This window comes from Aeromonas sp. EERV15 (assembly GCF_900079845.1).
GTDB classification, from domain to species: domain Bacteria; phylum Pseudomonadota; class Gammaproteobacteria; order Enterobacterales; family Aeromonadaceae; genus Aeromonas; species Aeromonas sobria.
The window spans coordinates 322,287-348,656 of sequence record NZ_FKKY02000001.1 but is presented as its reverse complement, the minus strand read 5'-3'; the positions used below and the strand labels follow the sequence as shown (position 1 = coordinate 348,656).

General features: G+C 57.4%; 31 protein-coding genes, 1 tRNA gene and 1 other annotated feature. Of the genes, 21 read left to right on the top strand and 11 right to left on the bottom strand.

The genetic code is table 11. The features are described from left to right. Positions 1-44: 44 nt before the first annotated feature. Positions 45-1,673 carry an MCR-3-related phosphoethanolamine--lipid A transferase gene (locus tag BN4575_RS01590; RefSeq protein ID WP_068976857.1) on the bottom strand — a complete coding sequence of 543 codons (1,629 nt, stop codon included), beginning with the start codon at positions 1,671-1,673 and terminating at the stop codon, positions 45-47. A gap of 321 nt (positions 1,674-1,994) precedes the next feature. Between BN4575_RS01590 and BN4575_RS01585 the strand changes: the two genes are divergently transcribed. Together BN4575_RS01585 and BN4575_RS01580 are read left to right on the top strand one after the other, a co-directional pair. Beyond that, a complete protein-coding gene (locus BN4575_RS01585) occupies positions 1,995-2,567 on the top strand; it encodes a hypothetical protein (protein WP_068976856.1) in 573 nt (190 codons plus the stop codon). Between the two features lie 64 nt (positions 2,568-2,631). Then, a complete protein-coding gene (locus tag BN4575_RS01580) occupies positions 2,632-3,180 on the top strand; it encodes a cytochrome b/b6 domain-containing protein (protein WP_068976855.1) in 549 nt (182 codons plus the stop codon). 173 nt (positions 3,181-3,353) lie between these two features. Here BN4575_RS01580 and BN4575_RS01575 read toward each other — a convergent pair. Both BN4575_RS01575 and BN4575_RS01570 read right to left on the bottom strand, forming a co-directional pair. Next, a tRNA-Arg gene (locus BN4575_RS01575) sits at positions 3,354-3,430 on the bottom strand. A gap of 50 nt (positions 3,431-3,480) precedes the next feature. Further along, complete coding sequence (locus BN4575_RS01570; protein WP_068976854.1) at positions 3,481-4,635, bottom strand: flagellar assembly protein FlgT; 1,155 nt, start codon at positions 4,633-4,635, stop codon at positions 3,481-3,483. Between the two features lie 207 nt (positions 4,636-4,842). Between BN4575_RS01570 and BN4575_RS01565 the strand changes: the two genes are divergently transcribed. Together BN4575_RS01565 and BN4575_RS01560 are read left to right on the top strand one after the other, a co-directional pair. Continuing rightward, positions 4,843-5,463 (top strand): FlgO family outer membrane protein, encoded by a 621-nt coding sequence (locus tag BN4575_RS01565; protein ID WP_068976853.1) that lies wholly within the window; start codon positions 4,843-4,845, stop codon positions 5,461-5,463. A gap of 10 nt (positions 5,464-5,473) precedes the next feature. Continuing rightward, positions 5,474-5,899, top strand: coding sequence for an LPP20 family lipoprotein (locus BN4575_RS01560; protein WP_005349622.1), 426 nt, complete (start codon positions 5,474-5,476; stop codon positions 5,897-5,899). A gap of 100 nt (positions 5,900-5,999) precedes the next feature. Here BN4575_RS01560 and pheA read toward each other — a convergent pair whose 3' ends face one another. After that, positions 6,000-7,172, bottom strand: a complete 1,173-nt coding sequence (gene pheA / locus BN4575_RS01555; protein WP_068976852.1) for a prephenate dehydratase — start codon at positions 7,170-7,172, stop codon at positions 6,000-6,002. A 38-nt stretch (positions 7,173-7,210) separates the two neighbouring features. After that, positions 7,211-7,332 (bottom strand) — a sequence feature (Phe leader region). Positions 7,333-7,502: 170 nt separating this feature from the next. On the opposite strand from pheA, the gene BN4575_RS01550 reads away from it, so the two are divergent. The 17 genes from BN4575_RS01550 to BN4575_RS01470 all read left to right on the top strand — a co-directional run bounded on the left by BN4575_RS01550 (position 7,503) and on the right by BN4575_RS01470 (position 20,533). Then, entirely contained in the window at positions 7,503-8,114 is a 612-nt protein-coding gene (locus tag BN4575_RS01550) for an HAD family hydrolase (protein WP_068976851.1), read from the top strand. A gap of 18 nt (positions 8,115-8,132) precedes the next feature. Continuing rightward, complete coding sequence (locus tag BN4575_RS01545) at positions 8,133-8,411, top strand: DUF6482 family protein (protein ID WP_068976850.1); 279 nt, start codon at positions 8,133-8,135, stop codon at positions 8,409-8,411. 79 nt (positions 8,412-8,490) lie between these two features. Further along, positions 8,491-9,327 (top strand): hypothetical protein, encoded by an 837-nt coding sequence (locus BN4575_RS01540; protein ID WP_068976849.1) that lies wholly within the window; start codon positions 8,491-8,493, stop codon positions 9,325-9,327. 106 nt (positions 9,328-9,433) lie between these two features. Further along, on the top strand, positions 9,434-10,006 hold the full coding sequence (locus BN4575_RS01535; protein WP_068976848.1) for a DUF3157 family protein: 573 nt from the start codon (positions 9,434-9,436) through the stop codon (positions 10,004-10,006). 189 nt (positions 10,007-10,195) lie between these two features. Beyond that, positions 10,196-10,843 carry an autotransporter gene (locus BN4575_RS01530; protein WP_068976847.1) on the top strand — a complete coding sequence of 216 codons (648 nt, stop codon included), beginning with the start codon at positions 10,196-10,198 and terminating at the stop codon, positions 10,841-10,843. A gap of 180 nt (positions 10,844-11,023) precedes the next feature. Then, on the top strand, positions 11,024-11,971 hold the full coding sequence (locus BN4575_RS01525; protein WP_005338692.1) for a YbgA family protein: 948 nt from the start codon (positions 11,024-11,026) through the stop codon (positions 11,969-11,971). A gap of 69 nt (positions 11,972-12,040) precedes the next feature. Further along, on the top strand, positions 12,041-12,928 hold the full coding sequence (locus tag BN4575_RS01520) for a MerR family transcriptional regulator (protein ID WP_068976846.1): 888 nt from the start codon (positions 12,041-12,043) through the stop codon (positions 12,926-12,928). Then, a complete protein-coding gene (gene phrB / locus BN4575_RS01515; RefSeq protein WP_068976845.1) occupies positions 12,925-14,361 on the top strand; it encodes a deoxyribodipyrimidine photo-lyase in 1,437 nt (478 codons plus the stop codon). The genes BN4575_RS01520 and phrB overlap by 4 nt, the downstream gene beginning before the upstream one ends. Before the next feature lies 1 nt (position 14,362). Then, positions 14,363-14,791, top strand: a complete 429-nt coding sequence (locus BN4575_RS01510; RefSeq protein WP_068976844.1) for a nuclear transport factor 2 family protein — start codon at positions 14,363-14,365, stop codon at positions 14,789-14,791. Continuing rightward, entirely contained in the window at positions 14,788-15,522 is a 735-nt protein-coding gene (locus BN4575_RS01505) for an SDR family NAD(P)-dependent oxidoreductase (protein WP_068976843.1), read from the top strand. The genes BN4575_RS01510 and BN4575_RS01505 overlap by 4 nt, the downstream gene beginning before the upstream one ends. After that, positions 15,519-16,778, top strand: coding sequence for an NAD(P)/FAD-dependent oxidoreductase (locus BN4575_RS01500; protein ID WP_068976842.1), 1,260 nt, complete (start codon positions 15,519-15,521; stop codon positions 16,776-16,778). The genes BN4575_RS01505 and BN4575_RS01500 overlap by 4 nt, the downstream gene beginning before the upstream one ends. Further along, complete coding sequence (locus BN4575_RS01495) at positions 16,775-17,527, top strand: DUF1365 domain-containing protein (RefSeq protein WP_068976841.1); 753 nt, start codon at positions 16,775-16,777, stop codon at positions 17,525-17,527. The genes BN4575_RS01500 and BN4575_RS01495 overlap by 4 nt, the downstream gene beginning before the upstream one ends. Further along, the gene (locus BN4575_RS01490; RefSeq protein ID WP_068976840.1) at positions 17,527-18,783 is read left to right on the top strand and encodes an SAM-dependent methyltransferase; all 1,257 of its coding nucleotides are present in this window, start codon (positions 17,527-17,529) and stop codon (positions 18,781-18,783) included. Before BN4575_RS01495 ends, BN4575_RS01490 begins: the two co-directional genes overlap by 1 nt. Before the next feature lie 2 nt (positions 18,784-18,785). Beyond that, positions 18,786-19,265: a DUF2878 domain-containing protein gene (locus BN4575_RS01485; RefSeq protein ID WP_068976839.1), complete on the top strand. Its 480-nt coding sequence runs from the start codon at positions 18,786-18,788 to the stop codon at positions 19,263-19,265. Beyond that, positions 19,262-19,480: a TIGR02450 family Trp-rich protein gene (locus tag BN4575_RS01480; RefSeq protein ID WP_068976838.1), complete on the top strand. Its 219-nt coding sequence runs from the start codon at positions 19,262-19,264 to the stop codon at positions 19,478-19,480. Before BN4575_RS01485 ends, BN4575_RS01480 begins: the two co-directional genes overlap by 4 nt. Beyond that, complete coding sequence (locus BN4575_RS01475) at positions 19,437-19,979, top strand: chalcone isomerase family protein (protein ID WP_068976837.1); 543 nt, start codon at positions 19,437-19,439, stop codon at positions 19,977-19,979. The genes BN4575_RS01480 and BN4575_RS01475 overlap by 44 nt, the downstream gene beginning before the upstream one ends. A 14-nt stretch (positions 19,980-19,993) precedes the next feature. Beyond that, positions 19,994-20,533 carry a DUF3833 domain-containing protein gene (locus BN4575_RS01470; protein ID WP_068976836.1) on the top strand — a complete coding sequence of 180 codons (540 nt, stop codon included), beginning with the start codon at positions 19,994-19,996 and terminating at the stop codon, positions 20,531-20,533. 71 nt (positions 20,534-20,604) lie between these two features. Here BN4575_RS01470 and nqrM read toward each other — a convergent pair whose 3' ends face one another. From nqrM to BN4575_RS01435, 7 genes are read right to left on the bottom strand one after another with little or no spacing between them, the layout of a single operon-like run. After that, positions 20,605-20,829, bottom strand: a complete 225-nt coding sequence (gene nqrM / locus BN4575_RS01465) for a (Na+)-NQR maturation NqrM (RefSeq protein WP_042019960.1) — start codon at positions 20,827-20,829, stop codon at positions 20,605-20,607. 9 nt (positions 20,830-20,838) lie between these two features. Further along, complete coding sequence (locus BN4575_RS01460; RefSeq protein WP_068976835.1) at positions 20,839-21,876, bottom strand: FAD:protein FMN transferase; 1,038 nt, start codon at positions 21,874-21,876, stop codon at positions 20,839-20,841. A 3-nt stretch (positions 21,877-21,879) separates the two neighbouring features. Further along, a complete protein-coding gene (gene nqrF / locus BN4575_RS01455) occupies positions 21,880-23,103 on the bottom strand; it encodes an NADH:ubiquinone reductase (Na(+)-transporting) subunit F (RefSeq protein WP_068976834.1) in 1,224 nt (407 codons plus the stop codon). A 32-nt stretch (positions 23,104-23,135) separates the two neighbouring features. Then, positions 23,136-23,732, bottom strand: a complete 597-nt coding sequence (nqrE, locus tag BN4575_RS01450) for an NADH:ubiquinone reductase (Na(+)-transporting) subunit E (RefSeq protein WP_042019965.1) — start codon at positions 23,730-23,732, stop codon at positions 23,136-23,138. 3 nt (positions 23,733-23,735) lie between these two features. Further along, a complete protein-coding gene (locus tag BN4575_RS01445; protein WP_042019967.1) occupies positions 23,736-24,368 on the bottom strand; it encodes an NADH:ubiquinone reductase (Na(+)-transporting) subunit D in 633 nt (210 codons plus the stop codon). Further along, a complete protein-coding gene (locus BN4575_RS01440) occupies positions 24,361-25,149 on the bottom strand; it encodes a Na(+)-translocating NADH-quinone reductase subunit C (RefSeq protein ID WP_042019969.1) in 789 nt (262 codons plus the stop codon). The genes BN4575_RS01445 and BN4575_RS01440 overlap by 8 nt, the downstream gene beginning before the upstream one ends. Beyond that, positions 25,139-26,368, bottom strand: coding sequence for an NADH:ubiquinone reductase (Na(+)-transporting) subunit B (locus BN4575_RS01435; RefSeq protein WP_068976833.1), 1,230 nt, complete (start codon positions 26,366-26,368; stop codon positions 25,139-25,141). The genes BN4575_RS01440 and BN4575_RS01435 overlap by 11 nt, the downstream gene beginning before the upstream one ends. Positions 26,369-26,370: the final 2 nt, after the last annotated feature.

Sequence of the window (26,370 nt, the reverse complement as noted above, 5' to 3'; positions counted from 1 at the left end):
AATAGGGGGATGAAAAAGGGGCGCATGAGCGCCCCATACAGGGTTTATTGCACTGTGCGGCATTGGCTGAAGATATCCAGCCCCTGATCATAGACCGCTGTTTTGACATCCCAGATCCCCAGCACGGACGAAAAGAGGTTGTCGTGGGAGTAACGGGTATCGGTGGCCTTTTGCTGCAAACAGCCCATGTCCAGCCCCTTCTCACGGGAGAAACCGGGAGACATCCAGACCTGCATCGGCACCCGGGTCTGGTCATCGGGGGCGAATTTGTAGGGTGTACCGTGCAGGTAGAGCCCCAGCGCACCCAGTGATTCGCCATGGTCAGAGACATAGATCAGCGCCGTGTTGTACTTCTCTTCATAGGTTTTCAGTTTGGCAATCAGCTCTGCGATCACGAAATCGGTATAGCGGATGGTGTTGTCGTAGGTATTGACCAGCTCTTCATCTGTGCAGTTTTCGATGTCGCTGCGTGGGCAATCCGGTAAGAACTGACGATGAGCGTCGGGGTAACGCTTGTAGTAGGTCGGGCCATGGCTCCCAATCAGGTGGAAGCCAACCAGCTTGTCACCTTTCATCTGTGCGACTTCATCATCGAGGTTTTGCAGCACCACCTCGTCATAACAGGTGTTGTTATCGCAGAACTGCGGGTGATCCTTGGGCTTGATCTCGATATTGGGCACCCGATCGCATACCCCTTTGCAGCCACCGTCGTTCTCTTTCCAGAACACCGAGACCCCGGTTTTATGCAACACATCCAGCAACCCCTCGCTGTTGCGGGCACGATTGTCGTCATACTCCTTGCGCACCATGTTAGAGAACATGCAGGGCACAGAGACAGCTGTCGCAGTGCCGCATGAGCGGACATCATTGAAAGAGATCACGCCACCGCTCTTGCTGGTAAAGGCATTGGTCTCTTTCCCGTAGCCGTTCATCGAGAAGTTCTTGCCGCGAGCGGTCTCCCCCACCACCAGGAACATCAGGGTCGGCTTATCCTCATTCGCCGCCACCCGCTTGGCATCATCTCCCAGCGTGGTAAAGGGAACCGGCTCTGCCAGATACCGTTTGTAGAGGTACTTGGTGGTGCTGTAGACAAAGTTGGCAGGCACGATTTCACGGTTGAGGGTCTGGTTATTGCGGCCGACAGAGACGTAATCCTGATAGTAGAAGGCGGCGATGATCCCGACGATTGCCAGTGAGCCCAGCATGGAGAGTCCACGCTGGAAGAGGCCTGCATACCACTTTTTCGGATACTCAATTTTCACAAAAAAGAGCAACACCGCGGGCAACACCCCGGCCAGCAGCACCCAGGCAACGATGGGCAAACTGATATAGGAGTGAGCTTCGCTCTGGTTGCTCTCGAAGATGTTCTGGATCATGTTCTGATCAAACAGAATGCGGTACTTCATCATGGTGTAGCTGACGATAGAGCCAACCACGAAGAGAAACGCGAAGAACGGCTTGAGCAGATAGCGCACTGAAAATGGCATAAAGACGAAGTTAAGTGCAGCCACCAGCAGGATGGGGATCGATATTGCGAACCCTATCTTGAAGTGCTCCATATTGGTGAAGATCTCATAAAAGTGGAGCAATACTGGCCAATTGAGCAGAAAGGCAAACACCAACGCCAACAATAAAATAAATGGCACAACTCTTATTTTAACAACTGAAGGCATGACTTCTCCCAGAGAGGCATTTCAAACATTGATTTTGGGTATTCCATTACTGCGTGGGGATAGTACCAGAGCAGGATGAAGAGAAAGCCCGATATTTGTAAGGGCGTGTTGCATAATGAGCTTTATCAATAATCTGAAGTATGAGTGAAAAATAACCCTTGAACCTTAAGGAAAAATTAAGAGGAAATTGTTGTCTGGCGGACTCTCATCTGGCTAAAAAGCGGTTTTTTGTCAGAATTTTATCGAGCTTAAGAATTTCTTAAGAAATCACTGACATGCTCTATGCGACGGATCGTTGTCGAACCACCGGATGGGTGGGCTATGCATCACAGTATCAGCTCTTCAGCCAGCAAAGTGCCGGAGATCACCCTGGCATTCTGGATTATCAAGATATTGGCAACAACGCTGGGGGAAACCGGTGGTGATGCTGTCTTCATGTCGATGGATCTTGGCTATCTGTTGAGTACCGGGATCGTTGCAGTTATCTTTTTTATCGCCGTTAGCGCTCAAATTTCAGCCAGCAGCGCACTTTATTGGACCACCATTATGTTTTCCCAAACCCTGGGCACGGCATTAGGTGATTGGGTTGCTGATGATGGCGGATTTGGTTACACCAGTAGCATGATCCTGTTTGGTGCCATATTGCTGGCCATCGTCGCAACTTATTTTTTCACCTCAGTATCTCGCACCTTGCTGTTTTGGGCGGCTTTTATCATGACTCGGCCATTAGGCGCTGTAGTGGGCGATTTTCTGGATAAACCACTAAAAAGCGGTGGGTTGGAATTGAGCAGATATTCAGCTTCTTTTAGTTTGTTGGCGGCAATCGTGCTGCTCGTATATCTATCAACCCTGGAAAATAAAGTCACGGAACAGCAAGATCTGGACACGGAATAATTTAATGGTGGCACAAGCGACTTCAATGTTGTTTGTGCCACATTGCAATGGTGTGGAGAGTGTTATGAAACATGATGAAATAAAAGTTTGGGATCTTGTCGTCAGATTTTTTCACTGGGCGACGGTCGTATTATGTGTACTCAATCTATTTATTCTCGAAGAGGGGCATCGTAATCATCGTTATGTCGGCTATATCTTGTCTGGATTGTTGGTGATCCGAATTGCGTGGGGTTTCATTGGATCTCATTACGCGAAGTTCACTCAGTGGTTTCCCACTCCAGCCCGTGTAACGGGTTACGTGCAAGCGAGCATGAAAGGGAAACATCCCTATCACGCAGGGCATAACCCGATGGGATCCTTGATGATTCTCCTGTTACTGACCTGTTTGGTTGGCACTGCTGTTACTGGGATTCTGACTAACTATGAGCATCTGTTTGGTGATGAGGTCATGGAAGGTATCCATGAGTTTTTTGCCAAAGCGCTGCAGGTGGCGATTTTCGTTCATGTAGTGGCTGTCATTGCGATTGACCGCTTGACTCATGGCGACTTAATCCGGGCGATGATTTCTGGCAAGAAACGTGTGCCATCTGGAGTAGATGTTGTCGATCGTTAGATCCATTTCATTTACTGCGTAGTTGGGGGATTACCGGACGGGTACGGTGATGAGATGCCTCAAGAGGTATAAGAGGGTGGCATGGAATGTTTCCTGTGGTACCCCATGTGGTACCCCGCGCCACAAACGACCAAGGGGTTAGCACCATGAAGATGCTAACCCCTTGTTTTATATGGTGCTCCCGACTGGAGTCGAACCAGTGGCCTGTCCCTTAGGAGGGGACCGCTCTATCCTACTGAGCTACGGGAGCCTTGTGGCGGGCATTATACAAGAAGCAACTCCCTTTTAAACCCTTGATTTTTATTCCAATACTGCCAAATCCCCATTCTGGATGTTAAACGGTGAATATTTGTTCTGGCTGCTGATGATGGCGCCATCGTCGAATACCTGCACCACTTCGAACAGGCCGTCGGCCGGGTTGCGCATCATGCGCGACTTGCCGTAGGGGTCGATGAAGTCGGCGTTGTGCTGGATGCGGAACTGGTCGCCGAGCTTGACGCCGTTGCGCCGCCCCAGATTGATGTAGGGGCCGCGCTCGTTCTGGCCGACCACCCGGGCGGTGACCGGGGCGCAGGTGAGCTGGGCCACCAGATCCTGAGCTGCTTGCTGCAACTGGTAGCTGACCTCCTGGCCGTAGCTTGACTGCCAGAACTGGCCGCTGCTGCTGCCCACCTGCTCCCGCTTGCCAAAGGTCCAGGTGGCGCGCCCTTCGTAGACCTTGCGGTTGATCAGGCTGCCATTGATGCCGTCGAACAGGTAGAGCTGCATGCGAAAGTTGCGCACCGGATCCTCATACCAGCTGGTCAGCTTATTGCCCTGCGGCTCGATAGAGAGATCATCGATGCTGCCGAGCACCAGATACTGGCTGTCGGTACGCAGGCTGAGCGCCTTGATCTCCTCGAGGGCACTGCGATCCCCCTGTTGCAGATGGAGCGGGTCGATGCGCAGGTTTTCATCCAGCCACTGGCGCACCGCGACCCCTTGCGGCGCATTGGCGAGGGTTTCGAACAGCCGTCGCGAGAGGTTTTCCGGCATGTCGTCCATGGCGCCGTAGCTGGCCTGATCCGGATAGCGCATCCGCAGCCGCACCAGTGTCAAATCCTTGGCGAAGTGCTGGGTCTGGCAGATCTGGCGCTCGGCCTGAATGTCGGCTACCAGGGTGATATACATGCGGCCGTTGCGCACCTCTTCCCGCTTGAGCCGGTATTGGCGAATGTCGCCGCCGGAGCGGATCTGGATCTGCTCGGAGCGCAGGCTGCCATTTTCCAGACGCTGGACGCTGGAGACGGCGGCACCGCTTGCCAGCAAGGCCTGACGCAGGGCATCGCGGGTTGCCTGCTCGCGGGCATAGACTTCATCGCCCCCCAGAATGGCGGCGCTGCCCTGTGCTTCGATAAGCTCGGCGCGGGCGCTCAGGCTGGCCAGCAGCAGGGTCAACAGCAGCGGTAATTTCATAACAGATACCTTGAGTTGGCGGGCAGCCGCGCCATTTTTGAGGAAATGGCGCCCGCTGGCCGACATGGTTCACAACACTTGCCGGGTGGCAGCGCACGCTGGCGCTGACAATGACCATTAAAAAGCAAGAATCATGCCTCATTCCCGGCTCAAGCTTTGTCCGGCGCGTCCGATAATAAGTCAGGTGCAGATACAGGAAAGGTATCCATGAACAAACTCATCACGGCGTTGGCGCTCGCCTTGGCATTGGCCGGGTGCGGCTCCGACCCTATCAATCGGGATCAGGGGGACCCCCGCCAGGCGGCGCAGGGGATGGAGCTCAACTGGCTGGTGGCGCGCATGACCGATCAGCTGATGGAGCGCAAATCGCTGACTACCCTGACCGAACCCATAGCAGTGGCTTCCTTTGTCGATCTCGATACCCTGCAGGATACCAACTGGATGGGGCAACAGATTGAAGAGAGCTTTATCTACGAGCTCAACCGCCGCGGCGAGGTGGTGGTGGACTTCAAGCTGACCGGCAGCATCAAGGTGACGCCGCAGGGGGACTTCGTGCTGAGCCGCAACTACAAGGAGCTCTCTTCCCGTTTGCCGATCTCCCGCATTCTGGTCGGTACCTTCAGCCGCAATAACAAGGGGATCCTGGTCAACGCCCGCGTTATCGACATGCGCACCAAGATGGTGGAGACCACGGCCCAGAGCCTGATCCCGCAAAAATATCTGTTCGGTGCCAACAACTCGTTTGGTCGGGCATCGATCAATCGCGGTTATCTGATGCGTGACAGTCAGGCTAGGCCGGGCGGTCATCTGGTCAACCTGACCCCGTGAGGAGCGAGTCATGAAGATCCTGTTTGGTTGCCTGTTGGCACTCTTGCTCACCGGTTGCAGCTACAACCGGGTGGTGGATTACACCCAGGGTGGCAAGCCCGATGATTTTCCGGTGCTCAAGGCGGTGGGCTATGCGGTGATCGACATCCAGCCTGGCCCCTCCCAGTCGGAGAAGATGCTGCAAGCCATTCGCGCTTCCAAGATGGATGCTTATCGCGAGCTGGCCGAGCAGCTCAATGGCCAGCAGGTGCGCGGCCAGAGTAGCTACCGCGATCTGACCCAGACCTCCAACTCGCTGGATGTGTCGGTGGCGGGCGTAGTGCGCGGTGCCCGGGTGGTTGCCTCCTATCCGCGCGGCAACACCTATGCCACCGAGATGGAGCTCGATACCCGCGCCCTCTACAACATCAATCAGTTGATGGCCGGTCAGTTCTGAGTTGATTGCCTGACCTGAAAACAGGCATCAACACAGGCATCAAAAAAAGGCGAGCATAGTGCTCGCCTTTTGTCGTTCTGGTTTGGTCATTCAGGGCTGTTTAGCTCCCCATCAGCACCGGCGGCACTGCGGTGGGTTTCACATCCTCACTCGGGTAGCAGCCAAGCACCTTGATATAGCGGGTGATCTTGGTCAGCTCCACCAGTGCGGCCTGCATCGCCGGGGTCTGCAGATTGGCGGAGACATCCAGATAGAACATCTCTTCCCACGGGTTGCCCTGCACCGGACGGGATTCCAGCTTGGTCATGTTGATCTCGTGGTTGCGCAGTACCAGCAGCGCCTCCACCAGCGAACCCGGTTTCTGGGAGGTGGACATGATGAGTGTGGTCTTGGCCGGGATCTGCGGCGCCACGTCGATGGGCTTGCGTGCCACCACGATAAAGCGGCTGTAGTTCTCTTTCTGGTTTGCAAGATGCTCGGCCAGTACGTCCAGGCCATAGAGCTCGCCACCGGCGGCGCTGCCGATGGCGGCAGCCTCGGGGCTGGCCAGTTCTTTTACCTTCATCATGGCGCTGGAGGAGGAGTCGCAGATCTCGTGGCGTGCCCCTTCCAGCTTGCTCAGATAGTGAGAGCACTGCTGGAACACCTGCGGGTGGGCATAGAAGGTCTTGATACGGCTCAGCTCAGTCGGCACGGCGGTGAGGATGCAGTGCTCGATGGGGTAGGTGAGCTCGCCGACGATGGAGAGGCTGGTGTGCTGCATCACGTCATAGACTTCGTTGATGGAGCCCGAGCTGGTGTTCTCGATGGGTAGCACGCCAAAGGCGGCACGGCCTGACTCCACCGCATCCAGCACTTCGCGAAAATTCTGGCAGTTCACCTCGATCACCTGATCCTTGTAGCGCGCCAGATATTTGCGGGCGGCGAGGCTTGAGTAAGAACCGCGCGGCCCCAGATAGGCGACGCTGGTCATCGGCTCCTGTTGCTCCGGGTTGAGCAGGCTCTGCAGATAGGCCTGCTGGGAGAGCACAGAATCTTCGATGATGGTGTGATAGATGCGGGTGATGTACTGGGCGTCCAGCCCCAGCACGCGCCCTTTCTGGATCAGGGCGACCAGCAGCTCCTGCTCCCGCTGGTGGTCACGGATGGGGCGGGGATTGGCCTGTTTGGCACGGGCCACCTCGATGCTGAGGGTCTTGCGTTTCGCCAGCAGGGCAAGCAGCTCCTGATCCAACCGGGTGATGTCTTGTCTGATCTCGTCGAGCGTTGCCATGATTGTTCCCTATCCAAGTAATCGATTGATATTAATGCAAAAAAAAGCCTCCGCTAGGGGAGGCTCGATTCGTCTTTGCTTGCTGCTCACACGACGACAGGCCTTCCCTCAAGCGGGCCGGATAAACGAGAAAGCAAAGAAGAATGTTGGCTGCATGGTCAAAGTCCTGATTGTAACGCCCTAACCATTAAGGGATTTGGCGGTCTGATGCAAGTAAAACTTGCCCGCGGGCGGGGATGGGGGCAGGGTATCCGGTTAAGAAAACGGCGTGTAAACGGGATATATCGATTCCGTTTGAATAACATTCAAAGGATGAGGGAGGTGAAGCGGATGACCATTATTTTCGATCTGGGACGGGTGGTGGTGAGCTGGGATCCGGTGGGCATAGTGAGTTCGGTGCGTGGCCCGCAGGGGGCCGAACAGTTGGCGGAACAGCTCTTTAACCACCCGGACTGGCTGGAGGTGGACAGAGGCACCATGTCACTGCACACCATGGCCCGCGAAGCACAAGCGCGCACCGGCCTCTCGGCGGCGGAGAATCTGGCCATTTTGCAGGCGGTTCCCGCATCGCTCTTGCCAGATCCCGCTATGCTGACCCTGATAGCCGAGTTGCACGGAGCGGGGCACACCCTGTATGCCCTCTCCAACATGGGCCACGCCAGCATCGACTGGCTGGAGCAGCATCAGGATTTCTGGCGCTGCTTCAGCGGCAAGGTGGTATCGGCGCGGGTGCGAATGATGAAGCCTGAGCCGGATATCTATCGCTATCTGCTGGTATCGTTCGATTTGAAACCGGCAGAGTGCATCTTCATCGATGACAGTCCCGCCAACATCGCGGCCGCAGAGGCCCTGGGCATCAGGGGGATCGTCTTCACCGACGCGGCGAGTTGCCGTCAGCAACTGGGTGAGCTGGGCTGTTTGCCCACCACCGGCAAGGGGTGATGCCCCTGTGGGAGCACTATGGAGCATGGCCGGTTTCGCAACTGGTTGAGTCACTATCCCGAGGCGACCTTGATCATCGCCTGCAAGGATGGCAGCGGTTATCAGCTTTGCATCGAGGCGGAAGGGGAGAGCCTCTGCCTGACCGACAGCGAGGGAGGGCACCTGACCTTCACCTCGCTGGATCAAGCTCAGGGTTTTTTGCGGGCTCATCAGGTGTATCAGGCTCGTTTGCGAATTTATGACCCTCAAACTGAAGAGATGACGGCAGGCCCGCAAGAAATAATCATCAAGTTTTAATGTTAACCAGACTCTTTAAGGGTCTATTCAGCTTGTTTACCCCACAATAGCGCACCTGTTCATCATCCGGAGCTGTTTAATGGGTGCCAATGTTGTTGTACTGAATCAGGGATATGATCACTCTTTTCAAGCCAGGGAACAGCTATTGATTGAGCGACTGGCAAGTTTTGACGAGCTGGTTGTCTCTTTTTCGGGACGGTTGGAATCCTGCTACAGCATCGATCTGTGCCGCGCCGCTGGCGTCAAGATCCACGCTATTACCCTCGATAATCCGACTCGCAGTCGTAGCGAAGTGGCCCGTGCCAAGCGTTATTGCCAGCGCTATGGCATCGACCACTGGATCGTCAAGAGCGATGAGATCGTCTTCTGTGATCGCCTGCCACATATGGAAGGATTGATCGATCCGGTTCGCCGCATTTATGAGCATGTGCAGACCCGTCCAGAGTGGTCTCACCTGCCGCTGCTGATCCCCGCAGCGGTGGAGGAGCGTGACGACTATCTGACCCAGTTCGGTTCCCTGCCTGCCAATACCATCTGGTTTTTTGCTGACAACGGCTTGATGCGTCGCGATTATCGCTATGGCTTCCACAAACGTCAGCTCGGTCGCTGGGGCAAGGGGAGCAACGGTTGCCTCAGTAATCGCTTCGCCAATCCACGGCTGCTGGAGCAGCGCTATCTGCGGATGGTGGATCAGGCCGAGCAGATGCTGGCCGACATGGGGCTGGACGAGGCGCAGGTCTTTTTCCATACCCTGTGCGACTGCACCACCACTCTGGCCCGGGTGCGCCTGCCCGAGCATCAGCGTGCGCAGGCCTTTGATATGCAATCGGATATTCTGTCTGCCCTCAAGGGGACCGAGTTCGATCTGGTGACCCTGGATATGGCGCAGCAAGAGCGGCACGAGATCGCCATCTAGCCTGCAGGCGAACGACCGGGGCGTCAGAACGTGAGTGCTGTCATAGGCAAGGGGCGACGGGACTGTTTATACTGTCGCCCTTTCACCCGTTACCGAGCTTCGCCCTATGAAACCCTTCTCCCGTCTGCTGATTGCCCTGTGCCTCTCACCCGTGCTGGTACAGGCCGCCCCCCTCTCTCAGGTGACGCTGCCCGATGGCCGGCAGGTTCAGCTCAACGATGACTTCACCTGGGAGTATCTGGTGGTCAAACCGGCAGAACCGGTGCTAGGCGTAGCGGCTGATGGGAAGGCGGGGGCCGTGGTAGCGGTAGCCGCCCCGGTACTGACCGATCAGGCCAAGGCCAATCCGGAACTGCTCGCCCAGATGGCGCGCGACGGTGTGGTGGTCAAGCTGGACAAGATCGAAGGGTCTGACCCGCTGGCGCTGACCTTTATGGTGAGCAATACCGGCAGCCGCAATGTGGTGGGTGTGCGCGGCATGGTGACCCTGTTCAGTGCTGACGGGGTGCAGCTGAGCCGTCAGGAGGCCCGCTTCTGGGTTGCCGAGAACCGCCTGCCGGAGACCTATCTGCGCAAGGGGCAAGCCCGTCCGTCGCTGGCCATCGAGATCCCCCGTCCTGCCGGATTGACCGGTCAGCCGCTGGTGCGGGTCGAAATTGACGAGGTGGTCTTCCGCTGATTTTCCGCTGTTCCGGCCCATGCAAACCGTTTGGGCCGGCAACTTGTTGCCGCTGACACTCCCAGCAATATCTGCTTACATCTGACATGGTTCTGCAACAGCTTGCAGCTCGGCAAGCCGGGAACCTGGCCGCACAATGACTCCATACCAGCTCGCTAGCAACGGGCCCAATCACATGGAGTTATCATCATGAAAAAAGCAACTGTCTCTCTTCTGGTTCTGGCCGGGTTTGCCTCTACTTCCGCCATGGCGCAGGATGCCTTCAGCTACGCCAAGGGTTCTGCCACCTGGGCGCACACCAAATCCGATTATCTGAACAACGGCCTGGCCTTTCCCCGTGATACCAGCAATCAGGGCACTCGCGATTTTGGTGGCGTGACGCTGGATCTCTCCAAATCGTTCGCCAACAACTTCTACGGCCGTCTGCTCTCAGAGGGCACCTCTGCCCAGCACGGCAATGACAGCATGGGGATCGGCAGCCTGGGTATCGGTGTCTTCACCCCGCTCAGTACCGGCCTGAACCTCTACGGTGAAACCGGTCTGATGGGTTACACCATGGAGCGCGAGCAGGCCTATGACGTCAAGGGCTGGGATCTAGTGAGCCGCAAGAGCAGCGGCAGCATGTATGGTGAAGTGGGTCTGCGCTACGACATCGGCAATGTCGAGCTCTCCACCGCTTATCGCTACGCCAACATGACCGACGATATGCACGACTTCAAGGTGGGCGGTGCCTACAAGCTCAACCAGAACTGGGCGCTGACTGCCGATTACACCTATCGCAACTGGGATCTGCAAAAAGGTTCCATCTCCAGCCTGGGTGTGAAGTACAGCTTCTAATCCTCCTTCCCGTAGTCCGTAGTGTCTTGATTTTTACCCATGGCGTTCGCCATGGGTTTTTTCTTTTTCCGGTGATCCTCTTTTTCTCCTTGTGTCGTATCAGTCGCAAATAGTTATACAACTTTCATTTTTTTGTATAACTGCTATAACTGAATCAATGCTTATACAAGGAGCGTCATCATGTACAAGATTAAAGTCGGTATCAGTGCCTGCCTGCTGGGACAAGAGGTACGTTTCGATGGGGGCCACAAGCGCTCCAGCTTCTGTGAACGGGATCTTGGCGCTCACTTTGACTATCACCCCGTCTGTCCCGAGATGGCTATTGGCCTCGGGGCGCCTCGCGCCGCCATCCGGCTGGTCAAGCGCAACGGCGAGATCCGTGCCGAGGCGAGCAACGGTAGCTTCGATGTCACAGAAAAGCTGATCGCTTTTAGCGAGCAGAAAGCTCGCCAGCTCGACTTTATCTCCGGTTATATCCTCTGTGCCAAATCCCCCAGCTGTGGTATGGAGCGGGTCAAGGTCTATGGCGCCAACAACGAGGGGAGTGCCAAGGAGGGGATCGGCCTGTTTGCCAAGGCGTTGATGGAGGCCAACCCCCTGCTGCCGGTCGAAGAGGATGGCCGCCTGTGCGACCCCATCCTGCGCGAGAACTTCGTGCTGCGGGTCTTTGCCTACCACGACTGGCAGCAACTCTGCGCCCGCGGCATTACCGCCTCTGCGCTGATCCGCTTCCACTCCCGCTACAAGTATCTGGTGCTCTCCCACGCCACCACCCACTACCGCATCCTCGGCAAGTTGCTCGGTAATCTGGGCAAGTCCACTAATTTGCAGGAGGTGGCAGACAACTACATCAAGGGATTGATGACGGCGCTAACCCTGCGAGCAAACCGCCGCAGTCACACCAATGTGCTGATGCACCTGCAGGGCTACTTCAAGCGGGTGCTGACCCCGGCCCAGAAGCAGGAGCTTGCCGATACCATCGACAAGTACCGCACCGGCATCTTCCCCTTGCTGGTGCCGCTCACCCTGATCCGTCACTACCTGCGCGAGTACCCCAACCCCTATCTCGCCGAGCAGGTTTATCTCAATCCGCACCCCGATACGCTGAAATTGCGTTACGGGCTCTGAATCCGTTCTGTTGCCCCGGCGCATGGTTTGCGCCGGGGAGCCTTACCCCTCTGTTTGATGGACGTTGTCATGTCTGATTTATCGCAAGAAGTTGCTCCTCTCGCTGATGAGGGGAGCTACCCCATTCGCGAGGTCTCCCGTCTCACCGGTGTCAACGCCGTAACCCTGCGTGCCTGGCAGCGCCGCTACGGTCTGGTGCAACCGGCTCGCACCGAAAAGGGCCACCGCCTCTACAGCGAGCAGGATATCCTCCAAATCGGCGAGATCCTGAGCTGGCTGGAGCGGGGAGTGAGTATCGGGCAGGTGAAGGGGCTCCTGAGCGAACCCCATTCCGAACCGGTGAGCGATCACTGGCAGCAAACCCTGGAGCAGTTCAGTCAGGCGCTGCTCGCCTTCAACCAGCGCAAGGTGGAGTCCGAGCTTAACGATCTGCTGGCTAGCTACCCGTTCGAGCTGGTGCGCAGCCGGGTACTGCAACCACTGGTGGAGCGGCTGCTGGGGCTGTGGCGTGAACGGCCCGATGGCGAGTTGCTGCAACAGGTGTGGCTGGGCTGGCTCCATACCCGCTTCGCCCGCCACCTGATCGAGCAGGAGAAGGGCGTGCCGATCACCTTGGCGAGCTGGGGACAGGTCGGCCCCCTCGATCTGGTGTGGGCCGCTTACGAGCTGATCGGTCAGGGCTATGAGGTGCAACTGCTGGGTGCGGTGGAGCCGCGCCATGCCAGCCTGCTTGAGGGGCGTGCCGTTACCCCTTGGCTGGTGCTGCTGGGAGCTGGGCTTGGCAAGCAGGATCTGGCCGCCGGATGGCCCGCCGGTACGCGTCTGTTTGGCGAGCTGGGGCGTCTCTACGATGGCGAGTGGCTGCAAGCCAACGGTTGGCAGGCGAGCCTTGCCGAGCTGATGGCGCAGACGCCTGCTGCGGGTAGCGCCAGCGGACGCGGGAGGAAAAAACCATGAAACTGGTCTGGTTGCGCAATGATCTGCGCCTTGCCGACAACCCGGCGCTGCGCGCTTGTTGTGGCAAGAGTGCCTGCGTCGGTGATGAGCCAGTCGCCGCGCTCTTTATCATCTCCCCCACCCAATGGCGGCAGCACAAGATGGCACCCATCCGTCAGCGCTTTATGCTGGCGCAGGTGGATGTGTTGGGCCGTGAGCTGGCGGCGCTCGGCATCCCGCTCCATCTGTTGCGAGTGGAGACCTTTGCCGAGGTGCCCGCGGCGCTGGCTGACTTAAGCCGCGAGTTGGGGGTGACCCGGCTCTACGCCAATCAGGCTATCGAGATCGACGAGCAGCGCCGCGATCACGCCGTCACCGCCGTGCTGGCAGAGCAGGCAGTGAGTTGCCACTGGCTCAACGGTTGCTGCGTGCTGCCGCCGGGGCGGGTGCGGACCGGCTCTGGCGATATGTTCAAGGTCTTTACCCCCTTCAGCCGCGCCTGGCTCAAGGCCCTTGATGAGGAGGGTTTTGTCATTCACCGCGCCCCTGCCGCGCGCGGCGAGCCGTTGCCGTGGCAGCCGCTCGCCGAGCGGGAGTGGGTTGATGAAGCGCTCGGCGAGCTGACGGCAGATCCCCGCTGGCCGGTGGGGGAGGGCGAAGCCCTGCGCCGTCTGCACGCTTTTTTGGAACAGGCTGTGCTCGACTATGGCGAGAACCGTGATTTCCCTGCCATTGCGGGCACGTCCGTGCTCTCCCCCTATCTGGCGGCGGGCATCATCAGCCCCCGTCAGTGCGTGGCTGCCCTCCAGCAGCGGCTCGGCTATCGGCCCCAGTCCAAGGCCCAGCCCGGCTTTGTCTGGCTCAATGAGCTCATCTGGCGCGAGTTCTATCGCCACCTGCTGGTGCTGATCCCGACCCTCTCGATGAATCGCCCTTTCAAGGCGGAGACGGCGGCCTTGCCATGGAGCTGGGATCCGGATGCCTTTGCCGCCTGGTGCGAGGGGCGCACCGGCTACCCCATCGTCGATGCGGCGATGCGCTGCCTCAACGCCACCGGCTGGATGCACAACCGGCTGCGGATGATAGTGGCGAGCTTTCTCACCAAGGATCTCCACATCCACTGGCGGCTCGGGGAGGATTACTTCATGAGTCAGCTGATCGACGGGGATCTGGCGGCCAACAACGGTGGCTGGCAGTGGGCGGCGGGAACCGGCGCCGATGCGGCGCCCTATTTCCGGGTGTTTAACCCCACCACTCAGGGGCAACGATTTGATCCACAAGGGGAGTTTATCCGTACTTGGGTAACTGAACTTGCCGATACTCCCCCGCCTTATGTGCATCAGCCCCATGACTGGCTACGACTCAAAGGGCGACAGGATTATCCGGCACCCATGGTGGATCACGCGGTTGCCCGGGTGAGAGCCATCGAGATGTTTCGAAATCAGGAGAAATAGGATGAAGGATCCGCTGGCCAGCTTTATTGCGCTCTATCAGCAACTGGACAAGCAGCAACTGCACCGCTTGCCAGAGATCTATGCCGAGCAGGTCATTTTTGTCGATCCGGCCCATCGTATCGACGGGCTGGCAGCGCTTGCTGACTATTTTGCTGCAATGTACCAGCGCCTCGCATACTGCCGCTTCGAGATCACCAGTCAGCAGCAGCAAGGGCAGGAGGCATGGATCAGCTGGATAATGCGTTTTTCGCATCCGCGGCTGGCCAGCGGTCAGACTGTCACGGTAGAAGGTGCCACTCGACTCACCTTTGACAAGCTTGGTAAGGTAGTGATGCACCGTGATTATTTTGATCTTGGCGCAATGCTCTACGAGCAGTTGCCGCTACTGGGCTCAGTGGTACGAGCGATCAGAGGGAGATTGGGTTCATGAATGGACGCGTATTGATCACTGGTGCCAGCTCAGGGATCGGTCGTCAACTGGCGCTGGATTACCAGCAGGCCGGGTGGCAGGTGTGGGGCTGTGGCCGGGATGGTGAGCGGTTACAGGAATTGGCGCAAGCGGGCATCACCCCGCTGCAATTTGATGCCCGTGACCTGGCTGCCATGAAAGAGCTGGCTAGCAGTTTGCCGCCATTGGACTTGCTGATCCTCAATGCCGGAAATTGTGAATACATGGATGTTGCCGAGGGCTTTGACAGCGCCCTGTTCGCCCGGGTGATCGAGACCAATCTCATTGCTACCGGCTATGCTCTTGACGCGTTTTTACCGCTGTTGCATCGGGGGGCACGGCTGGCGCTGGTCAGCTCCTCTGTCAGCTGGTTAGCCTTGCCAAGAGCGCAAGCCTACGGCGCCTCCAAGGCGGCGATTGATTATCTGGCCGCCACCTTGCGCCTGGATCTTGCCGTGAGGGGGATCGGCGTGACCCTGATCCGCCCCGGTTTTGTAAAAACCCCCCTCACCGCGAAGAATGATTTTCCCATGCCCTGTCTGGTGACCGTGGAGCAGGCCTCCCGCACTATCATGGACGGGCTTGCTGCGGGTCACCATCAGATCCATTTTCCCCGCCGTTTCATCTGGTTGCTGCGCCTGCTTGGGGCGCTGCCGGTGGGATTGTGGCTGCGTTTCGGTGGTTCGCTTACTTCGAAAGGACACAATAAATGAAGAAAAGGATAGCCATCATAGGCTCCGGAATTTCCGGTCTCTCCGCCGGTTTTTTACTGCACAAGTTGCACGATGTTACGTTGTTTGAGGCAGCGCCAACCTTGGGTGGCCACACCGCAACCGTTGATGTGAGTCTGGCGGGTCGTAACTACGCCATCGATACCGGCTTTATTGTGTTTAATGACCGTACTTATCCCCATTTTTTGAAGTTGCTGGCCCGGATCGGGGTAGAACGGCAACCCGCCGAGATGAGCTTTTCAGTCAAAAGCCCGGAGGGGCTTGAATACAACGGTCACAACCTCGATACCCTGTTTGCCCAGCGCAGCAATTTGCTAAGCCCGCGTTTTTACCGTTTTGTTGGCGAGATCCTGCGGTTTAACCGGGATGCTCGCGCGTGGCTGGCCGATGCGCAACTCGAAGGGAATAGCGATCAGTTGACCCTGGGGGATTTTTTGCTGGCCGGTGATTTTAGCGATTACTTCGCCCGTCATTACATCCTGCCCATGGGGGCGGCGATCTGGTCTTCGACCCTGGCGGATATGCGCGCCTTTCCGTTGGGTTTCTTTTTGCGCTTTTTTGCCAACCACGGCTTGCTGGATGTGGCCAATCGCCCCCAGTGGTATGTCATTCCGGGCGGTTCGCGGGAATATATCGGCCCCCTTACTGCGGGTTGGCAGCAACAGATCCGGCTCGCTTGTCCGGTTCAGGGTATTAGACGGGTGGCTGATGGTGTGGTGATCCAGAGCAGCTATGGTGAGGAGTCGTTTGATGAAGTGATCCTCGCCTGTCACAGCGATCAGGCGCTGGCCCTGTTGCAAGATGCCAGTTCAGGGGAGCAAGCCATTCTCGGTGACATGACTTATCAGGCGAACGATGTCTGGCTCCACACCGATGCGGGCTGTTTGCCGAGCCGCAAGAAAGCCTGGGCCAGCTGGAATTATCAGCTCGATGGCAATGACGAGGCGCGACCGCTGGTGAGCTACAACATGAACATCTTGCAGAGTGTTGAATCCCCAGAACCCTTCTGTGTCAGCCTCAACCCGCAGGGCAAGGTGGATGAGAGCAAGGTGTTGCGTCGCTTTGTCTACCACCATCCGGTGTTCAATCAGGGGTCCATCGCAGCCCAGCAGCGGCGCGCCGAGATTTGCGGTCAGCGCCACACCCATTTTTGCGGCGCCTATTGGTACAACGGTTTTCATGAAGACGGGGTGCATAGCGCGCTGGATGTGGCCGAACGCTTTGGGGCCAGTCTATGAGTACCACTGCGGCTGAACAGACCATCAGTGCCATTTGGCAAGGATCAGTGCGCCATCGCCGTTTTGCACCACGGGCGCATGCCTTCTCCTATAGCCTGTTTATGCTGGGGCTGGATCTGGATGAGATCGCTGCGCTGGATCAGGGGCGCTGGTTCGGCGTGGAGCGGGCGGGGCTGCTCTCCTTTCATCGTGATGATTACCTCAAAGGCAGTCAGGGTAACCTCAAGCAGGCGGTGTGGCAGAAGGTGAGAGAACTGGGTGGAGATGGCGACCCCGAGGGGCGGGTGCTGCTGCTTGGCAATGTGCGCTGTTTGGGGTTTTACTTCAGCCCGGTCAACTTCTACTTCTGCTACCGGCAAGGAGAGGCGCGCTATCTGCTAGCGGAGGTCTCCAACACCCCCTGGAACGAGCGCCACTACTATCTGCTGGATCTGGCTGCGCTGACGCCCCATGACAAGGATTTTCATGTATCCCCCTTTATGGGGCTGGCCATGCGTTACCACTGGCGTATTCGCCCCCCGGCACAAGAGACGCTGATCCACATCGAGAGTCATCCCGTATCCGGCGAGGCAAAGTTGTTTGATGCGACCCTGGCACTGAGCCGTGAGCCGCTGTCACGCAAGGGGTTGATGGCGCTGCTGGTGCGCTGGCCGTGGATGACCCTGAAGGTGCTGCTCGGGATCTACTGGCAGGCCCTGCGTCTTTTTATCAAACGAACCCCCATTTTTAGTCATCCGGAGACTCGCTAATGGAATTAGTGCAAGCCACACAATCAGCCTCTTTCATTGAAAAAGGGGCAAAGCAGTTGCTACTCAAGCTGCTGGTGCGCCTCGGCCATGGTCAACTGATCCTGCGAGACGGTAGTGAGCGCCACAGCTTCGGGGTAGCAGGCACCGATCTGCATGCCGAGCTGGTGGTGCAGGACCCCGCCTTCTATCGTCGCCTGTTACTGGGGGGCAGCATAGCGGCTGGTGAGACCTGGGTAGAGGGGCTGTGGACCAGCCCGGACCCGGTAGCACTGGTGCGGTTGCTGGCCCGTAATATGTCCCTGCTGGACAGCCTGGAGCGGCGCCTGAGCTGGTTGAGTTTCCCCTTCAACAAGGCGCGTCACTGGCTCAATCGCAATACCCTGACTGGATCGCGCTCCAATATCGCCGCCCACTACGATCTGGGCAATGCCCTCTATCAGGGCTTTCTCGACAGCCATATGCAGTATTCGAGTGCCATTTATCCAACCGCAGAGGCCACCTTGGAACAGGGGCAGCAGGCCAAGCTGCATACCATCTGCGAGCGGCTCGAGCTGGGGCCGCACGATCATCTGCTGGAGATCGGTACTGGCTGGGGCGGCTTGGCAGTCTATGCCGCCCGTCACTACGGTTGTCGGGTGACGACCACTACCATCTCTCAGGCCCAGCATGACTATGCCAAGGAGTGGATCGCGCGGGAGGGGCTGGGGGATCGCATCACATTACTGCTGGAGGATTACCGCAAGCTGGAGGGCTCCTATGACAAGCTGGTCTCCATCGAAATGATCGAAGCGGTCGGCCATGCCTTTCTGCCCGACTATTTCCGCCAGCTATCACGGCTGCTCAAGCCCGGTGGCCGCCTGCTCATTCAGGCCATCACCATTGCCGATCAGCGTCATGCCCAGTACCTGCGCAGCGTGGATTTCATCCAGCGTTACATCTTCCCCGGTGGCTGCTTGCCGAGTGCATCCCAGATGGCGGGCTTGATTGCCAAAGAGACCGACATGCAGCTGGTGCGGTTGCACGATCACGGCCATCACTATGCCCGTACGTTGGCCCACTGGTGCGAGCGCTTTCTGGCGCTGGCCCCCGAGCTGCCCAAGTTGGGCTATAGCCAGGATTTCATCCGGTTGTGGCACTTCTACTTCGCCTATTGCGAGGGGGGATTTTGGGAGCGGGCGATCAGTCTGGTGCAGCTGGAAGCGGCCAAGCCGGGGCCGTCTGGTTGGTCAGGTTCACTGCCAGTGAGCGGTCACTAATCATGTGGCAGTGGGCCCATCTGTTGGGGTTCAACCTATACTGGTTGCTGGCGGTGAAATGGCAGCAACCGGGCCCGCTGCTGGTGATGTTGCTGCTGCACTTTCTCTTCTCGCCCAGCCGCAAGGATGATTTGCGGCTGTTGCCCCTGGCGCTTGCCGGGTGTCTGCTTGATCTGCTGCTCTGGCAGCTCGGCTTGTTCCAGTTTCCCGCCGGTTTTCCCCTTTGGCTGGTGCTACTCTGGCTCGGTTTTGCTCTGTCCTTGGCTCATGGCATGCGCTGGCTGCTGCGCTTGCCCCGCTGGCAGCAGGCGCTGTTTGGCATAGTGGGGGGCGCCTTCTCCTATGTGGCGGGTGCCGCCATGGGGGCAGTACACTTACCCTGGGGCATCTGGATCAGCGCGGCAGTGCTGACAGTGATCTGGATGTGGTGGTTACCCGTACTGCTGTGGGTAATGGTCAAACTGGAGGGTGAGCCAACATGAACACCTTTTCGAGCGACACCTTGTTGTTTTCCAAATGGACCAAAGAGAGCCAGCACGAGCTGACAGACCGCCACTATCTGGTCGTTGCTTGCCAGCGTGACGCGCAAGGGCAGCTGGTGCAGGTGGTGGTGCAGGATATCAACACCTTGCAAGAACAGGAGATGGACTGGCATGAACTGGAAGACCCCAACCATTGGCATATGGGGTGGAATTAGCCCACTGCTTGCGGCGCTGACTTTACTCATTGCAACGACCGTGCAGGCTTCTGCGGCACCCTGGCAACAGCTGCGCCCGGTCGGACAGGGGGAGATGAACTGGCTTTGGTTCAAGCTCTACGATGCCACCCTCTACAGCCAGAGTGGCCGCTATCAGCTGGGCCAATATCCACAGGCTCTAATCCTTACCTATGCCAGATCCATCGAGCGGGAAGATCTGCTGAATGCCACCGCCGCCGAGTGGCAGCGGCTCGGCCTTGGCACTGACGTAGAGCGTCAGCGCTGGCTCGGTCAGCTTGCGGCGCTGTGGCCAGATGTGCAGGCAGGTGACCAGCTCAGCTTCTATGTCGACAAGGGTGGCGCAGGCCACTTCTGGTGGCAGGAGAAGCCCCTCGGCACCCTGGCTGATCCGCAATTCTCGGCTGCTTTCCTCGCCATCTGGCTGGCTGACAACAGCCGCGATCCCGCCCTGACCCGCCGCCTGCGTGGCCAACCCTGAACATGGAGTCTCTGATGTTTTTCTATCGTGCATACCGCTGGTTGCTGTTATTGCCCCTGCTATTGCTGAGCGGCTGTGGCGCCAGTCTCAATGACTATCGTGGCCAAGGGCCGAACTGGGATCTTGCCCGTTTCTTCAACGGCAAGCTGGTGGCTCACGGCCTAGTGACCGACCGTAGCGGCGAAGTGACCAGTCGCTTTCGGGTCGAGATGGTGGGGAGCTGGCAAGAGGGTAAGGGGGAGCTGTTCGAGCAGTTCTACTTCGATGATGGCCGTCAGCAGACCCGCACCTGGTATCTGAGCAAGGGGGATGATGGTCACTGGCGTGGTACCGCTTCCGACGTGGTGGGGGAGGCGGTAGGCAAGACGGAAGGGTTTGCCCTCAACTGGCGTTACCAGCTTGATCTGGCTCTGCCGGATGGCGAGGTAGTGCGGGTGAGTTTCGATGACTGGATGTATCTGCTGGATGAGGATCGTCTGATTAATCGTGCTGCAATTAGCAAATTTGGCATCCACCTTGGTGAGGTGATCCTCTACATCGAGCGCCAGCCCTGACGATTAAGGAACTTTACCTCTATGAAAAAGCGCGCCGATGGCGCGCTTTTTGTTTCGCAAGGAAGGCCGGATCAGATGATGCGGTTATCTTCCAACATCTTGCGACGGGCCTCTTCTTTGGCCATCTTCTTCTTGCGGTTATCGCAAGGCTCGGGGCAATCGCACTCTTTTTCGATGCCGACCGTACCCAGGCCACCACAGGAGCCGGAGATGGTCTTCTTCTGGAAGATGTAACCGATAGCCATGGCGGCTATCACCAGCATGAAGACCCCGAAGGTGATCAGAAAAATCTGCATCTGTACCTCTTACTTCTTGACCAGATAGGGCTTGAAGGCATCGGAGTAGGCCTCTTCAAAGCCGTCGTCCGTTTTGGTGATCACGAAGATCGCCAAGCCTCGCTCTTTGGCATACGCCAGGCTCTTCTCGGTTCCCATCACCATGAATACGGTCGCCAGCCCATCTGCGGTCATACAGGAGGGGTGGATGACGGTGACCGATACCAGCCGGTGCTGGATCGGCTTGCCGGTGCGTGGGTCTATGGTGTGAGAGAAGCGCTGGCCATCCAGCTCGTAGTAGTTACGGTAATCGCCAGAGGTAGCCACGCCGTTATGACCAGGAATGATCACCTCTTGCACCGTGCCGGAGCCCGCAGTGGGCTTCTCGATAGCGACGCGCCAGGGATGTCCCTTGCTGTTGACACCACTGATCCGCAGTTCACCACCAATTTCTACCAGATAGTTGCGGCTACCGAGGTGTTCCAGATACTCGGCTACCTTGTCTACTCCAAAGCCCTTGGCAATAGAGGAGAGATCGACGTAGAGGTCCGGAATATCTTTTTGCAGGGTATCGGCATCCACCGAGGTCACTACATGCAGATTACCCAGACCGGTCTTTTGGCGGGTTTGGGTGATCAGCTCGTCAGAAGGGATCTTGGTTGGCTTTTTGTCCGGGCCAAAGCCCCACAAATTGACCAGCGGGCCAACGGTGACGTCCAGCGCCCCCTGGCTCTCACGGCCAATGTGAATCGCCTCTGTCACCACTTGCGCCGTATCACGGGAGACCACGATCGGGGTGGCACTGCGATGCTGGTTGAAGCGCGACAGCTCGGAATCGGGGCGATAGGTCGACATCTGGTCGTTGACCCGCTCCAGCAATACATCGACTTCAGCCTGTAATTTGGCGGGATCACTGATGACGCCATCAGCCACTTTGATGGAGTAGTAAGTGCCCATGGTGCTACCGGTGATGTGGATCTCCGGTTTGGTTTGGACCGTTTCCTGACCGCACCCAGTCAAGAAAAAGGCTAGCCCGAAGGCTAGCCAGGTCTTTACAACACTGTGCATGGATTAACCACCAAAGTCATCCAACAGGATGTTTTCGTCTTCAACGCCCAGATCTTTGAGCATGTTGATGACGGCAGCGTTCATCACCGGAGGTCCACACATGTAGAACTCGCAATCTTCCGGTGCTTCGTGGTTCTTGAGATAGCTCTCATAGAGCACGTTGTGGATGAAGCCGGTGTAGCCATCCCAGTTGTCTTCCGGTTGCGGATCAGACAGGGCGACGTTCCACTTGAAGTTGTCGTTCTCGGCCGCGAGCATGTCGAAATCTTCGACATAGAACATTTCACGCTTGGAACGGGCACCGTACCAGAAGCTCATCTTGCGCTTGGAGTTCAGGCGACGCAGCTGGTCGAAGATATGGGAACGCATCGGCGCCATACCTGCACCACCACCGATGAATACCATTTCGGCATCGGTCTCTTTGGCGAAGAACTCACCGAATGGACCGGAGATGGTCACCTTGTCGCCAGCCTTCAGGCTGAAGATGTAGGAGGACATCTGTCCCGGAGGGGCGGTCCAGTTGCTCGGCGGCGGCGTAGCGATACGCACGTTCAGCATGATGATACCGAACTCTTCCGGATAGTTGGCCATGGAGTAGGCCCGGATGATCGGCTCATCGACCTTGGACTCCAGTTCAAAGATCTTGAAGCGATCCCAGTCACCACGATACTCCTCGGGAATATCGAAGTTTTTGTAGCTCACATGGTGAGCAGGGGCTTCGATCTGGATATAGCCACCAGCACGGAATGGTACTGTTTCACCATCTGGGATCTGCAGTTTGAGCTCCTTGATGAAGGTGGCCTTGTTATCGTTGGAGATAACAGTACATTCCCACTTCTTCACCCCGAAGATCTCTTCCGGCAGTTCGATATCCATGTCAGAGCGCACGGTGACCTGGCAGGCCAGACGTTCGCCATGACGAGCTTCGCCCTTGCTGATGTGATCCAGTTCGGTCGGCAGAATGTCGCCACCACCGGATTTCACCCGTACTTTGCACTGGCCACAGGAGCCACCGCCGCCACAGGCGGAGGAGACAAAAATACCGCTACCGGCCAAAGCGCCCAACAGTTTGCCGCCAGCAGGGCCTACAACAGCCTTGGCAGGATCACCGTTGATGCTGATTGTCACATCGCCCGCAGTCACCAGCTTGGACTTGGCGAACAGAATGACTGCCACCAGTGCCAGCAGGATCACGGTAAACATGACCACACCCAAAATAATTTCCATCTATCGTTCCTTTCTGATTGCAGGAAAGCCGATTACAGGGAGATACCAGAGAAGGACATGAAGCCCAGAGCCATCAGGCCAGCGGTGATGAAGGTAATGCCCAGACCACGAAGACCGTGCGGAACATCAGAGTACTTCATCTTCTCGCGAATACCTGCCAGCGCAACGATTGCCAGCATCCAGCCTGCCCCTGACCCTACACCGTAAACTACAGATTCGACGAAGTTGTAGTCACGCTGCACCATGAAGGAGACGCCACCGAAGATGGCGCAGTTCACGGTGATGAGTGGCAAGAAGATGCCAAGCGCGTTGTAGAGCGCAGGGAAGTACTTGTCCAGCGCCATTTCCAGGATCTGTACCAGTGCCGCAATCACACCGATAAAGGTGATGAAGCTCAGGAAGCTCAGATCCAGACCGGATACCAGAGCACCATCTTTAAGCACGTAGTTGTAGATCAGGTTGTTGGCCGGAACCGCGATGGTCTGCACAACAATAACGGCAATACCAAGACCCATAGAGGTCTTTACCTTCTTGGACACCGCCAGGAAGGTACACATCCCCAAAAAGAAGGATAGTGCCAGGTTTTCGATGAAGATCGATTTAATCAACAGACTCAGATAGTGTTCCATACCTTAATCCTTCGCCTCCACCTGCTTGGGATCCTTGGTGCGAACGCCCCAAATGATCAGACCAATGATGAAGAATGCACTCGGCGGCAGCAGCAGCAGGCCGTTTGGCACGTACCAGCCACCATTGTTCACCAGCGGCAGCAGTTCGAAACCGAACCAGGTACCGGAGCCCAGCAGTTCACGAACGGTTGCGACGCTCAGCAAAATAGCGCCATAACCCAGACCGTTGCCGATACCATCCAGGAAGGAGGGCAGCGGGGCGCTCTTCATGGCGTAGGCTTCGGCACGACCCATCACGATACAGTTGGTGATGATCAGACCCACGAATACCGACAGCTGCTTGGAGATGTCATAGGCATAGGCCTTGAGCACCTGGTCAACCACGATAACCAGTGAGGCGATGATCGCCATCTGGACGATGATCCGGACACTGTTCGGGATGTGATTGCGGATCAGAGAGATAAACAGGTTTGAGAAGGCGGTGACCGCCATGACCGCCAGGGTCATTACAAACGCTGTCTTCATCTGGCTGGTAACCGCCAGTGCAGAACAGACACCCAACACCTGCAAGGCGATGGGGTTGTTGCCAAGCACCGGCGTCAACAGCAACTTCTTCATTTCGCTCTTGTCAGCCATTGTTGATTTCTCCTGCACGAACCTTGGCCAGGAAAGGACCAAAGCCCTTGGGACCCATCCAGAAGTCGAAGGTATGTTGAACGCCGTTACCGGTCAGGGTAGCGCCGGACAGACCATCGATATCATGCTCGGAACCTTCCGGAGCATGGCCCTTGATGACGCGCAACGCCGGCATGCCATCCTCACCGAACAGTTTCTTGTCCTTGAACAGTGCCTGCCAGGCCGGGTTTTCGATCTCGCCACCCAGACCCGGGGTTTCACCGTGGTCATAGTAGGTGATGCCTTTGATGGTCTGGCCATCAGCAGCTACCGCAACGAAGGCGTACATGGTCGACCACAGACCCTGACCGTAGACGGGCAGGATGATGCTGTCGATCTTGCCTTCGCTGTCTTTGGCGAAGAATACCGGGATCAGCCTGGAGATCTGGCGCAGACTGGCTTTGTCGTCCGCGGTAGCGAGGCGGATGCTCTTGGCCGGATCTTTGGCTGCCAGCTTGCTATCGAAGTTGTCAGCATCGCCATCAACAAACTCACCGGTAGTCAGATCCACCAGACGAGCTTCAATCTTCTCGCCGTAGAGCTTGGCCAGGTCACGCTTGGCAACCTCGCTCACATCCACACCGGCGACGGCGAGAATGTTGCTCTGTTTGTCGAGCGCCTTGTTTTCCTGCTGGGTAGAACGCAGGCCAACAGCGGCAACGGATACCACGATGGAACAGGCCAGACACAGGCCGGTAACCACGCTGATGGTGCCGAGGGTTGAATCTTTATTAAACGCCACGAGCAATCCTCCGCTTGATGTTTGCCTGAGCGACGAAGTGGTCCATCAGGGGAGCAAACAGGTTCGCAAACAGAATGGCCAGCATCATGCCTTCCGGGAATGCAGGGTTGACCACACGAACCAGCACCACCATGACGCCGATCAATGCGCCATACCACCACTTGCCCTTGTTGGTAAAGGCTGCGGAGACAGGGTCGGTCGCCATAAAGGCCATACCGAAGGCGAAGCCACCCAGTACCAGATGCCAATGCCACGGCATGCTGAACATGGGGTTGGTATCGGAACCGATGACGTTGAACAGCAGGGAGGTAGCGATCATACCGATCATCACACCTGCAATGATGCGCCAGGAGGCGATCCGCATGTAGACGATCATGGCGGCACCCAGCAGGATCATCAGGGTAGAGACTTCACCGATGGAACCTGGCAGGTTACCAAGGAAAGCGTCCATCCAGCTGATAGCCTGGCCGGTTGCACCGTGGATCAGTGCCATCTGGCCGCCTTGAGCCCACTGACTCAGGGCAGTCGCGCCGGAGAAGCCGTCAACGGCAACCCAGACTGCATCACCGGAGATCTGGCCCGGGTAGGCGAAGAACAGGAACGCACGACCCGCAAGAGCCGGGTTCAGGAAGTTCTTGCCGGTACCACCGAACACTTCTTTGGCCATTACCACACCGAAAGTGATACCCAGCGCAGCTTGCCACAGGGGCAGCTCTGGCGGCACGATCAGGGCAAACAGGATCGAGGTGACGAAGAAGCCTTCGTTGATCTCGTGTTTGCGCACCATGGCGAACAGCACTTCCCAGAAGCCACCGACCAGGAATGCGGTCAGGTAGATTGGGAAGAAGTGGGTGGCGCCGATCAGCATCTTGCTGCCGATACCGGCGACAGCCGGATCGAGGGAGGCGCCCAGCATGGTCGCCAGCGCATATTGCCAGCTGCTGGCACCAGCAGCGGAGCCCATATGGGCAATGGCGGCAATCGCCTGGTTACCGACGTTGAACATGCCCCAGAACATCGCCGGGAACACGGCCAGCCACACCATGATCATCATACGCTTCAGATCGAGCGCATCACGGATGTGGGCAGCATTGCGGGTAACGGTACCCGGGGTGTAGAACAGGGTGTACGCCGCTTCGAACAGGGCGTAGTACTTGGCGTACTTGCCACCCGGCTCGAAGTGGTGTTCCATATTTTCAAGAAGTTGCTTGAAACTCATTG

Coding starts and splice junctions, on each gene's coding strand:
- BN4575_RS01590 (WP_068976857.1), bottom strand. CDS start 1,673: ATGCCTTCAGTTGTTAAAATAAGAGTTGTGCCATTTATTTTATTGTTG.
- BN4575_RS01585 (WP_068976856.1), top strand. CDS start 1,995: ATGCATCACAGTATCAGCTCTTCAGCCAGCAAAGTGCCGGAGATCACC.
- BN4575_RS01580 (WP_068976855.1), top strand. CDS start 2,632: ATGAAACATGATGAAATAAAAGTTTGGGATCTTGTCGTCAGATTTTTT.
- BN4575_RS01570 (WP_068976854.1), bottom strand. CDS start 4,635: ATGAAATTACCGCTGCTGTTGACCCTGCTGCTGGCCAGCCTGAGCGCC.
- BN4575_RS01565 (WP_068976853.1), top strand. CDS start 4,843: ATGAACAAACTCATCACGGCGTTGGCGCTCGCCTTGGCATTGGCCGGG.
- BN4575_RS01560 (WP_005349622.1), top strand. CDS start 5,474: ATGAAGATCCTGTTTGGTTGCCTGTTGGCACTCTTGCTCACCGGTTGC.
- pheA (WP_068976852.1), bottom strand. CDS start 7,172: ATGGCAACGCTCGACGAGATCAGACAAGACATCACCCGGTTGGATCAG.
- BN4575_RS01550 (WP_068976851.1), top strand. CDS start 7,503: ATGACCATTATTTTCGATCTGGGACGGGTGGTGGTGAGCTGGGATCCG.
- BN4575_RS01545 (WP_068976850.1), top strand. CDS start 8,133: ATGGAGCATGGCCGGTTTCGCAACTGGTTGAGTCACTATCCCGAGGCG.
- BN4575_RS01540 (WP_068976849.1), top strand. CDS start 8,491: ATGGGTGCCAATGTTGTTGTACTGAATCAGGGATATGATCACTCTTTT.
- BN4575_RS01535 (WP_068976848.1), top strand. CDS start 9,434: ATGAAACCCTTCTCCCGTCTGCTGATTGCCCTGTGCCTCTCACCCGTG.
- BN4575_RS01530 (WP_068976847.1), top strand. CDS start 10,196: ATGAAAAAAGCAACTGTCTCTCTTCTGGTTCTGGCCGGGTTTGCCTCT.
- BN4575_RS01525 (WP_005338692.1), top strand. CDS start 11,024: ATGTACAAGATTAAAGTCGGTATCAGTGCCTGCCTGCTGGGACAAGAG.
- BN4575_RS01520 (WP_068976846.1), top strand. CDS start 12,041: ATGTCTGATTTATCGCAAGAAGTTGCTCCTCTCGCTGATGAGGGGAGC.
- phrB (WP_068976845.1), top strand. CDS start 12,925: ATGAAACTGGTCTGGTTGCGCAATGATCTGCGCCTTGCCGACAACCCG.
- BN4575_RS01510 (WP_068976844.1), top strand. CDS start 14,363: ATGAAGGATCCGCTGGCCAGCTTTATTGCGCTCTATCAGCAACTGGAC.
- BN4575_RS01505 (WP_068976843.1), top strand. CDS start 14,788: ATGAATGGACGCGTATTGATCACTGGTGCCAGCTCAGGGATCGGTCGT.
- BN4575_RS01500 (WP_068976842.1), top strand. CDS start 15,519: ATGAAGAAAAGGATAGCCATCATAGGCTCCGGAATTTCCGGTCTCTCC.
- BN4575_RS01495 (WP_068976841.1), top strand. CDS start 16,775: ATGAGTACCACTGCGGCTGAACAGACCATCAGTGCCATTTGGCAAGGA.
- BN4575_RS01490 (WP_068976840.1), top strand. CDS start 17,527: ATGGAATTAGTGCAAGCCACACAATCAGCCTCTTTCATTGAAAAAGGG.
- BN4575_RS01485 (WP_068976839.1), top strand. CDS start 18,786: ATGTGGCAGTGGGCCCATCTGTTGGGGTTCAACCTATACTGGTTGCTG.
- BN4575_RS01480 (WP_068976838.1), top strand. CDS start 19,262: ATGAACACCTTTTCGAGCGACACCTTGTTGTTTTCCAAATGGACCAAA.
- BN4575_RS01475 (WP_068976837.1), top strand. CDS start 19,437: ATGAACTGGAAGACCCCAACCATTGGCATATGGGGTGGAATTAGCCCA.
- BN4575_RS01470 (WP_068976836.1), top strand. CDS start 19,994: ATGTTTTTCTATCGTGCATACCGCTGGTTGCTGTTATTGCCCCTGCTA.
- nqrM (WP_042019960.1), bottom strand. CDS start 20,829: ATGCAGATTTTTCTGATCACCTTCGGGGTCTTCATGCTGGTGATAGCC.
- BN4575_RS01460 (WP_068976835.1), bottom strand. CDS start 21,876: ATGCACAGTGTTGTAAAGACCTGGCTAGCCTTCGGGCTAGCCTTTTTC.
- nqrF (WP_068976834.1), bottom strand. CDS start 23,103: ATGGAAATTATTTTGGGTGTGGTCATGTTTACCGTGATCCTGCTGGCA.
- nqrE (WP_042019965.1), bottom strand. CDS start 23,732: ATGGAACACTATCTGAGTCTGTTGATTAAATCGATCTTCATCGAAAAC.
- BN4575_RS01445 (WP_042019967.1), bottom strand. CDS start 24,368: ATGGCTGACAAGAGCGAAATGAAGAAGTTGCTGTTGACGCCGGTGCTT.
- BN4575_RS01435 (WP_068976833.1), bottom strand. CDS start 26,368: ATGAGTTTCAAGCAACTTCTTGAAAATATGGAACACCACTTCGAGCCG.